Origin of the sequence: Microbacterium sp. CJ77 (assembly GCF_002911615.1) — a bacterium.
Lineage (GTDB): Bacteria > Actinomycetota > Actinomycetes > Actinomycetales > Microbacteriaceae > Microbacterium.
The window spans coordinates 1-8,957 of sequence record NZ_PQBR01000003.1; the positions used below are offsets into that span (position 1 = coordinate 1).

Below are 8,957 nucleotides of genomic sequence, written 5' to 3' on the forward strand. Positions count from 1 at the left end.
GGGGTCAGGGCCCGGGTACCGGGAGTCCGAGTCGTGCCATGACGGCCCGCCACCCCGTGCCGGTCTCGGGGGTCTCGGTGCTGACGGCGATGAACGATGGCCGCGATGTCGTTGTCGGAGGATCTTCCTCCTCGGTTGGCACGCTAGGTCCGGCCGGCGGAGCCTCCTCGTTCACCGCCCCGGGGTGCTGCACCGAGACGGTATCGAATAGCGGCGCCCCCGCCCGTCGCGCGTCCTCGGTGCGGATGTCAGCCCGGGTGTCGTCAGCCTCGTCCGTGAGCGCCGCGTTGGTTCCGGGATGCGTGGGGAGGGCGGCGGTGACGCCGGCGGGGATGGCGGTGATGGTGCCGGTGGTGTCGATGAGGAGGTGATGGGTGCCGCGGTCGCCGGAGGTGACGAGCTCCAGCGGGGTGCCGGCGGTACGGGCGTCGGTGGCGGCGCGGCGGACGACGGCGTGACGGATGTCTTCGGTGCCGTCCGTCATGACGGGTTCGGTGTGCCCGTCGGGCGCGACGTAGGTCGCGGTGGGTCCGGTCACGGTCGCGTACGCGCGCGGCGGATGCAGAACACTCATTGCTCTCCTCCTTCAGGAGCCGCCGCAGTGGGGCGGTCGGGAACTTCGGTACTTCCGACATCCGGAGCGGGCGCCAACCACCCGTCCACGGCTTCGGAGTCACTCGTCATGAACGGCGCATCGGTGGGCCAGAACGCGTCGAGGTCGGTGTCGGTCAGGGCGGGCAGTGGGGTGTCGCGGTCGTTGGCGGTGACGGCGTCGTCGGTGTCGAACAGGGCCTGTTCCCAGGAGGTGGAGGTGGCGAAGCAGTCCACCAGGTAGGAGTACTGCCCGACGTACGCGAGGAACTCGCCTTTCCGCAGCTGTCTGGCCATCGCGACGTGCGGGGCGGGCAGGTTGAGGCGTTCTTGGAGGGCTGATTGTTCTTGGTGGTTGACGCGGAAGATGAACTTGTTCTCGATGTCGCCCACGATCGAGTACGCCAGGGACCGTTCGAGGGAGTCGGCGTCCCCGACCGCGTCGAGGTCGCCCATTTTGTGGAGGATGACGATGTTGCTGATCCCGTAATGCCGGGACAGCTTCAACCACTGCTGAAACATCTGCAGACTGGCCAGGGACGTCATGTCTCGCCATCCCTCTTCCCGCACCACGTATCGGGTGCGGCGTGCGGCACGGTCGCTGATCACGGCCTGGATCCACGCGGTCGAGCACACTTGCGTCAGTTGCGCGGCGAGCTCCCCACGGGCGAAGAGTTCGCTGGTGTCGGTGACGACCATGGGCGCGTCCTGATCGAACTCCACGGTCGATTCGTCTTCGAACAGTCCGGCGAGGTCGCCTGCGACGAACCGGCGGAGCACGAAGCGGGGTTGCACGGCGCCTTCGGCGGCGCGGAACGCGGTCGCGGTTTCTCCGGCGAGGTATCCGAGTTCCACATATATCCCGCGGAGGGTGGGGTGATCGTTGGTGCGCGCGACGCACCGGTCGAGGGCGTCGTGGATCGCGGCGTGCTCGACCGCGGTGAGACGCTGCTTGCCGAGCGCCATTTCGACCAGGGCGATGAGGGTGCCGATGCGGCGCTGCTTCACCATCTGCTCGTGCTGCTCATCGGACGCATCCGATCGTCGCGGGCCCCGATCGAGCGGGTTCAGACGTGCACTCGTGCCGCCGCCGAGGCGGATGACCCGTCCGCCGGGCATCGCCTCAGCCACCGCGACCCATTCCCCTTTGGGGTCGGACGGCACGACCACCTGGTGACCGAATGCGATGGAGCGGGTGACGAGGGTTTTCACGGTCGCCGATTTACCGGACCGGTACGCACCGAGGACAAGGATGTTGGTGGAGAACGACCCGCGGTCGGATTGATCGATGTACGCCTCCCACGGGGAGAAGTGCCATAACGCGTCTGCGTTCAGATCGACGCCGACGATCGGGCCCCGGTGACCAAGGCCCGCGTCGGCCACGAACGGGTAGATCCCAGCGATGTGCTGCGACGTTGCCTCATGCGGCGGCACGTGCAGACCCGCCAGATTCCAGTACCCGCCGGCGGCGATACCGGGCCCGAACGGTCCCGGCACCGCCGGCTCCGGCAGGGCACGCTCTCGTCGGCTGGAGCGTGTGGGTTGTTCGGCGCGGAGCGCCGCGGCGACTTCGCGGCTCAGCTGGGCGCGGTCTTTCCGGGACGCATCGGCCGGGGTGAAGGTGAGGATGCGGCGGGTCATTTCATCCCCAACCCCAGCGGGAGCGCGTTGACGAGCAGTGCTTCGGCTTGTTGGCAGTAGAGGATCTGGGGTTCCATGCCGGCGCGGGAGAGTGCGTTGCGCATCCCCGCGACGGCGTGATCGAGGCGCTCCTCGGTTCGCTCAGAGACCGTGAGGTAGGCGCCGTACCGGAACTTGCCGTGCCCGTTCACGATCTCCTGCTCCTGCTTCTCCAACGCGTCCCAGTCCGCCGCGTCCGCCGCCGACCCGTCGGCGCTGCGCTTTGCGCGGAGCCGCTCATTCCCACGCCACACCTTCTTCTCATCCCGGATCCGCTTCAGCGCTTTGGAAACGGGGACGGGGGTGAGGACGAGGGAGAGGATGTGGGTGACGGCATCACCGCTGCCCGGGTGGCGGGCGAACACGATCGGTGCGACGAACCCGACCGCCGCATCGGATCGCGGCCATTCGTGAATCCACATCGTCGTATGCACGGCGGAGTCGGTGTAGACGATTCCGTTCCGCCCTTGCGGCTCCTCCAGATACATCGGCCCGATCGCCACCGGATCCACCCCGGTCTGCGTGTCGGTGCGGTTCTGCACCGTGGGCGCGAACTCCGGGTCCACCGTTACCCGCGCGAGAGCGGCGATATCCCTCGGGGTGAGCCAGGCGCGCACTTTGATGCGGGCGGTCTCGAGGGCATCGTCAAGGTTTCCCGCCTGGAGGGCGGCGAGTGCTTGGATCGCGGGCTTCCCGCCGCCGAGGGATCGCAGCTGCGCACCGAGCGCGATCAAATCCAGGGTGAAGGTGAGGTAGTTGCGGTGTGAGACCGCGAACCGCTCTGACTGATCCAACACGTCCCGGTAGTTCTGCACCACCGGCGATCCCGGGTCAATTCCGCGGCGCACCCGGACGGTGTCGAAGTGGTCCCGGGCGGCACGAATCGTCGTGGGGATCGTCCGTTCCTGCAGGGTGACCCGCTTGATCCCGGGGCGTTGCGTGAAGGATGCCAACACGGTCGACCATTGCTGTGCGAGGTCGTACCGGTCCGGGGTGTCGTGCATCAGAAACCCTTGCACCTCGAGTTCCGCGGTGACCGACACAGTGCGGTGCTGCGGGTCGTACACGCACCCGATGCCCTCGAACTCCCACAGCTGCACCGACGCCCGCGCCCCCGGCAGGTTCAACGTCCCGGCCACGCGCGGTGCCTCCGGGCGGAACGTGTCCTTCGTCCCACCCATGAGATGCCGGACCTGTTTCATCACCCACAGACCCCCCATCCGTGGGGCAGAAATCCCATGGATAGTCGCGAGAGCGGTGCCGCCGAGGAGCAGAAAGATGGGGAACGAGTAGAGGAGCCCGAGGGGACCGAACCTGTTCACCGCGATCAGGATCACGAGTGCTGCGACAGCGAGGAATCCGAGTTGCCAGCCATCCATGCCGAGCACGATGCCCTGCCGTGAACGGCGCGGCAGCCGCACCGGCCGTCCCGTGTCACCTGTGACCGTCATGACGGTCTCCTCTCACTGGCCTCGGTCCCGAAGTTGCTACGTGTGTTCCCGCGGGCGTTGACGCGGGTGTGGATGTGGCGCCCGCTGCGGCGGGGACGTTCTGGCGGGTGGGGCTTGCAGGGCTCGTGCTTGCAGGTGTGCTTGCGCCCTTGGGGAGGGTCGGTGCGCCGGAGGCTGGTGCTGACGATGGCCGGACGCTCGCGCTGCCGCGGGATCCGGTCGGGATGCCAGCCGGGAATCCGCCGAGGCGGGTGGGGACGCTCGCGACCGACCGCGCCGCGTTCCCCCCAGCACGACGGGCGCCGGACCCGAGGGCTGAGCCGAGGGAGTCCGCGGCAACCCCACCGACGAAGGAGAACAGCCCGAAGATCGCGAACGGCGCGAACGCGACCAAAACAAGACCTATCAGCAGCGGCCAAGACTGCGGGTCCCAGATCGTCCGCACATCAGCGAGCCCATTGATGATCAATGTCACAAAACCGACCGTCAACGGACCCGTCAGCAGCAGCACGACGACAGCAGACACGTACCGGATCACCCACTGCGGCCCGATGCCGCGCACGGGAAAAATCATCCACGCGATCGGACCGACCGCGATGAGCGCAGCGAGGACGATGTTGCGGAAAGCGAACACCAGCATGAGCAGCAGCATCCCGACCATCAGGAGCCCGTGGATGATGACGGCAAAGAAGTAGTTCGCCTGCCCACCGGCCCACATCACCGACTGAAGCGTCGAGAACAACGCGATCGGTCCCTCCCGGTTCATCACGTACCAGGTCATCTCATCGATCGTGTTCAACAGATGCCCCGTCAACCACAGGGTGAGCGGCACCGCGGGGATCGCGATGAACGAACGCACAATCGCGCCAACGAGTTGCTCCCGGTCGCCAGTGACCACGGCGGCGGTGACGGCCCAGATCATCGCGCCGAACACAATGATGAGAATCGCCCACTGCCAGAACGACCACTCACCCACCGCCGCGGTCCACAGCAACGACGACGTGTCGAACTGCATGTTCAGCGCGACTACGTACATCATCCCCGTCGTCGCAATCGCCATGCCCCGCCCGAAGTTCTCGAACGACGCACACAACACATCGCCGAAACTGCATCCGTATGCCACCACGACCGGCTTGCCCCCGGCGCTCTGAATCGCCGCGGCATGACCCTCATACGTCGTGCAGATGGTTGCTTTCGTTCCGTTCGTCACGACCTGGATAAAACATTGCTGCGCTTTGACGTCTGCGGGATTCGTCGGTGTGCATGCAATCTGTCCGTTCGCCTCTTCACAGTCCACCGGGTAGGCAGGCGAACTCCACGGTTCACCTTCGACCGCGGCGGCACGGACCACGGATGCCGCCGCCAGGTCGCCACGCAGCTCCGGCACTGCGGCGGCCGGTGCCAGTGTGCCGATCCCGAGTGCGACGCCGAGGAGCGCGCCTAGGGTGACGGCGCGGGGGAGGTCCATTAGAAGCCGAAGTCGAAGTTCACGAACCACTGGAACAGGCCGCTCGCTGCCCCCAAGACGGCGGCGGCGATGAAGATCCAGAGGATGTTCTCCCCGGCCCAAGTCCGCACCCGGTCAGACGCGATCCCGCGAAAGGCGAGGGCAGCGCCGGCGATGATCAGCATGATCAGGACCACCATCATCGCGCCCGCAAGAATGTAGGAGGCGATGACCTGGAATCCCTGGAAGAACGGGGCTGAGAAGTCGGGATTCACGTCGGGCACTTCGACGTCTAACGGGACCAACGTGGTGAGTGTCATGATCGCTCCTTGCGTCGTGTGAGGTGGTGCGTGGTCAAGTCAGGGGGAGGCCTAGGGAGGCCATGAATGGGGCCGGATCGATGCGGGCGCCGTTCTGCCGCACCTCGAAGTGAAGATGGCAGCCGAAGGACAAACCCGTCTGCCCTTCCCCACCCACCCGCGTACCCGCGGTCACCTGCTGGCCCTCGGCCACGGTGATCGATCCGTCGGCGAGGTGCGCGTAGAGAGTGATGGTGCCGGCGCCGTGGTCGATCATCACGCTGTTGCCGAACTGTCCGAACCGCCTCGCGAGGGTCACCGTGCCGGGTCCTGCGGCGAAGATGTCCGCGCCGCAGCCTTGCGACATGTCGTACCCGAAGTGAGCGGCGGGGCAGTATGCGCATCCCTCAACCGGGTGCCACCCATAGCCACGGCCCGTGGTGTGACTGCCTGCGTAGGGGTATCCCCATTCGCCGACAACTATCGGCGCGCCGTTCACGCTCTCGTTCGAAGCCGTGGACGAGGACTGCGCCGCGACCGCCAGGGGCAGCACGATCACGGGCGCGAACACGGCAACCGCCAGGCACGCTAGCTGTACCGACCCGGATCGTTGTTGACGTAGGAGAGACCTCCGGGGTCGAGTTGGAGCTGTCTAGTTCTTCAGCTCGAACCCACGGAGGTCTCTCTTGTCTCACGCTAATGCCCGGCTGACTCCGGCCGGCCGGTTGATCATGGTCCAGCGCATCCAGTCGGGGCGTGCGGTCGCGCATGTCGCGGCGGAGATGGGCATCTCCCGCACGACCGCGTGGCGGTGGTGGCGGCGGTTCCGGGAGGCGGGCGTCGCGGGACTGCAGGAGCGTTCCAGCGTCGCTCACACCCATCCGCACCAGACGGGACCCTGCCAGGAGACGCGAGTGAGGATCATGCGTGAACTGACCCGTCGCGGCCCGGTCTTCATCGGCGCACGGCTGGGGATGCACGCGTCCGTGGTCGGTCGGGTGCTGCGCCGCCATCATGTTCCGCTGCTGCGGGACCTCGACCCGGTCACCGGCGTCGTGATCAAGGCAACCCGGCGGTCCGCGAACCGCTACGAGCACGCCCATCCCGGGTCGCTGATCCACATCGACGTGAAGAAGCTCGGCCGGATCCCCGACGGCGGCGGATGGCGCGCTCACGGTCGCAGCGAAAAGGTCCGCGGCCGCGGGATCGGCTACGACTACATCCACACCGCGATCGATGACCACTCCCGCGTCGCTTACGCCGAGACCCATGACGATGAGAGGGGCGTCACCGCTGCCGGGTTCCTCGAACGGGCGATCGCGTTCTACGCCACCCTCGGCGTCACGGTCGAACGCGTCATCAGCGACAACGCGTTCGCCTACCGAAAGTCTGCAGCATTCCACCGCGTGATCGACGCGCACCACATCACGCAGAAGTTCATCAAGCCACACTGCCCCTGGACCAATGGGAAAGTCGAGCGCCTGAACCGCACCCTCACCACCGAGTGGGCCTACGCCCGCCCCTTCACCTCGAACGCCGAACGCCGCGCCGCCTTGCGGGCCTGGCTCGACTACTACAACCTAGACAGAGCCCACCTCGGCATCGGAGGCCGAACCCCCATCGACCGAATCACCAACGGTCGAGGTCAGTACAGCTAGCGCGCCGGCGAAGAGGCCGATCAGGCGGCGGCCGGTGCGTGTGCTGGTGACGGCGGCCACGACCGCGACAGGGGCTCCCATGTCACGGCTCCATCGGCTCCGAGAAGAACCGCACGACTTTGCAATCCCCCGGCGTCTGCGTCGATCCCGGTGTTGGGACCGATTCCGGGCCGCAGAGCACCTGGACGCTCACTCGAACGGTCTCGTCGAAAGACGACTCTTCGTCCGCGCCGGCCATCGTGAACGTCAGCGTCACATTCGCCGTCCCGATCGCCATATCGCCGGATGGATCCTCGGGCGCGGGCATCAATGTCATCGCGCCGATCGTCTGCGCAACGACACGCCCGTCCTCGGCCGCGATCGAATCCCACTGCACCTCCGGCAACACCACGCCTTGACGCAACTCGAGCTGTGCCGCGCGGAGCGCATCGACTCGATCTGATTCTGATGCGTAGCGAGTGTCGGGGGTGAACCAGGTGTCGAGGTACGTGAGCCACTCTTCACGGCTCGCGAGAGTTGTATCGAAGGTCGACGCGGCAGCCAGAGCGGCACGCGCGTACAGCTCCGTGTCGGTTGTGATTGGCTCCGCCACCCAACCGCGTTCCGTGACCTCGGTGTCGACCGCCGCGTCCTCGGATGGAGCATTGGGAGACGCCGTCACGCCGTCGGGTCCCTGTGATGGTCCCTCCGACCGGCTCGGGGCCGGATCGGCAGGTCGAGGCAGGATGGACGCGACGATGATGGCGATGATCCCCGCGACCAGCACCGCGGCGCCGATCAACGCCCACATCCCCCCGCGTCCCTGCATTGTGGCTGCACTCACGGCAGCACCGCCTTCGTTTGAATGGCAGCGACCTCGTACCCCCAGAGCACCCCAGCAGGTCGCAGTGGAGGAATACTAAGCAGACGGTGCACAGTTGCAAAAGGAACGATTTGGTCACGGACCTGGGGCAAAGGGCGGCGGCGAGGGTATCGCCCACCGTCCGATCGGGAATGCGAAGCGCGACGACATGAGCCGCTCGGGGTGAGCTGGCTTGCGGTTGGCCGCGCCACCACAGCGTTCTCGGCCGCGCCGAATGCTTGATCTGGGAGCCATCTGCTTGAGCTCATGCGTGGATCGTATAGTGATTCAGATGCGATGTGAAGCATTAATTTATTCAGGATGCTTCCGCTAGCACCGAAATCGCGGAACAATACGTTCATGCCAAAGCTCGTCAAGCCAGCCAACAGCGAACGCGCGGCTGCGGCAGTGACAATCCTCGGCAACTTGGGAAAAGCCAGTCTGATTGCCTACTTGCGACGAAACCCAAACGCGGGCCGCAAAGCCATTTCCGAAGCAATCGAAGTGCCCGCGCCCACCCTGGTTCGATACCTCCGCGAACTCGAAGAAGCCGACGTTCTCATCGCGAATCCACCGAAATCGAACCGAAAGCAGGGGGAGTGGCCGGTGTATCGAGTCAACAACGTTGCCGTTACCGAGCTGTACCTCAAACTCGGCCAGGAACTGGGCGAGATATAGCACGCGCGACCCGCAGCCGGGTAGTTGGGCCTATGTTGACTTACAGCGGCAGTACGCCAGGTCGCTGATGCGTCAGCTTGTCGCTGATCGAACGCCGCACTGGTCAGCAGCCGCTCAGCTGCGGCTACTTGCCCGTCGCATTACTCGTTGGGCCGCGACTCAAATGCCGGCAGGGCGGATCGAGGGCTACTTCGTGGTTTCATGATGGGTCGCCCTTGTGCGCTGGCGCTGGGCCCGGGTGGGTTGCCGCGGAAGGTTCGGCTGGGGTGGGGAGTCGGAGTCGCTTGAGCATGAGGGCGTTGACGTGAATCG

At 66.1% G+C, this 8,957-nt stretch carries 9 protein-coding genes; 2 read left to right on the forward strand and 7 right to left on the reverse strand.

The window, feature by feature from the left end:
* Positions 1-4: 4 nt before the first annotated feature.
* The 6 genes from C2868_RS00280 to C2868_RS00305 are packed head-to-tail and all read right to left on the reverse strand — an operon-like array spanning position 5 to position 6,039.
* Positions 5-574 carry a hypothetical protein gene (locus C2868_RS00280; RefSeq protein ID WP_103662755.1) on the reverse strand — a complete coding sequence of 190 codons (570 nt, stop codon included), beginning with the start codon at positions 572-574 and terminating at the stop codon, positions 5-7.
* Entirely contained in the window at positions 571-2,232 is a 1,662-nt protein-coding gene (locus C2868_RS00285; RefSeq protein WP_100813968.1) for a hypothetical protein, read from the reverse strand. Before C2868_RS00285 ends, C2868_RS00280 begins: the two co-directional genes overlap by 4 nt.
* Positions 2,229-3,722 carry an SCO6880 family protein gene (locus C2868_RS00290; RefSeq protein ID WP_100813967.1) on the reverse strand — a complete coding sequence of 498 codons (1,494 nt, stop codon included), beginning with the start codon at positions 3,720-3,722 and terminating at the stop codon, positions 2,229-2,231. The genes C2868_RS00285 and C2868_RS00290 overlap by 4 nt, the downstream gene beginning before the upstream one ends.
* Complete coding sequence (locus tag C2868_RS00295) at positions 3,706-5,190, reverse strand: hypothetical protein (protein ID WP_103662756.1); 1,485 nt, start codon at positions 5,188-5,190, stop codon at positions 3,706-3,708. Before C2868_RS00295 ends, C2868_RS00290 begins: the two co-directional genes overlap by 17 nt.
* The gene (locus tag C2868_RS00300) at positions 5,190-5,489 is read right to left on the reverse strand and encodes a hypothetical protein (RefSeq protein WP_100814298.1); all 300 of its coding nucleotides are present in this window, start codon (positions 5,487-5,489) and stop codon (positions 5,190-5,192) included. The genes C2868_RS00295 and C2868_RS00300 overlap by 1 nt, the downstream gene beginning before the upstream one ends.
* Before the next feature lie 34 nt (positions 5,490-5,523).
* Positions 5,524-6,039: a M23 family metallopeptidase gene (locus tag C2868_RS00305; protein WP_103662757.1), complete on the reverse strand. Its 516-nt coding sequence runs from the start codon at positions 6,037-6,039 to the stop codon at positions 5,524-5,526.
* 115 nt (positions 6,040-6,154) lie between these two features.
* Between C2868_RS00305 and C2868_RS00310 the strand changes: the two genes are divergently transcribed.
* A complete protein-coding gene (locus C2868_RS00310) occupies positions 6,155-7,126 on the forward strand; it encodes an IS481 family transposase (RefSeq protein ID WP_064319445.1) in 972 nt (323 codons plus the stop codon).
* Positions 7,127-7,208: 82 nt separating this feature from the next.
* Here the strand turns inward: C2868_RS00310 and C2868_RS00315 are convergent, their stop codons facing one another.
* Positions 7,209-7,949, reverse strand: a complete 741-nt coding sequence (locus C2868_RS00315; protein WP_146047970.1) for a hypothetical protein — start codon at positions 7,947-7,949, stop codon at positions 7,209-7,211.
* Between the two features lie 378 nt (positions 7,950-8,327).
* Between C2868_RS00315 and C2868_RS17175 the strand changes: the two genes are divergently transcribed.
* On the forward strand, positions 8,328-8,645 hold the full coding sequence (locus tag C2868_RS17175) for a hypothetical protein (RefSeq protein ID WP_146047971.1): 318 nt from the start codon (positions 8,328-8,330) through the stop codon (positions 8,643-8,645).
* Positions 8,646-8,957 lie beyond the last annotated feature (312 nt).

Coding starts and splice junctions, on each gene's coding strand:
- C2868_RS17175 (WP_146047971.1), top strand. CDS start 8,328: ATGCCAAAGCTCGTCAAGCCAGCCAACAGCGAACGCGCGGCTGCGGCA.
- C2868_RS00295 (WP_103662756.1), bottom strand. CDS start 5,190: ATGGACCTCCCCCGCGCCGTCACCCTAGGCGCGCTCCTCGGCGTCGCA.
- C2868_RS00290 (WP_100813967.1), bottom strand. CDS start 3,722: ATGACGGTCACAGGTGACACGGGACGGCCGGTGCGGCTGCCGCGCCGT.
- C2868_RS00285 (WP_100813968.1), bottom strand. CDS start 2,232: ATGACCCGCCGCATCCTCACCTTCACCCCGGCCGATGCGTCCCGGAAA.
- C2868_RS00280 (WP_103662755.1), bottom strand. CDS start 574: ATGAGTGTTCTGCATCCGCCGCGCGCGTACGCGACCGTGACCGGACCC.
- C2868_RS00300 (WP_100814298.1), bottom strand. CDS start 5,489: ATGACACTCACCACGTTGGTCCCGTTAGACGTCGAAGTGCCCGACGTG.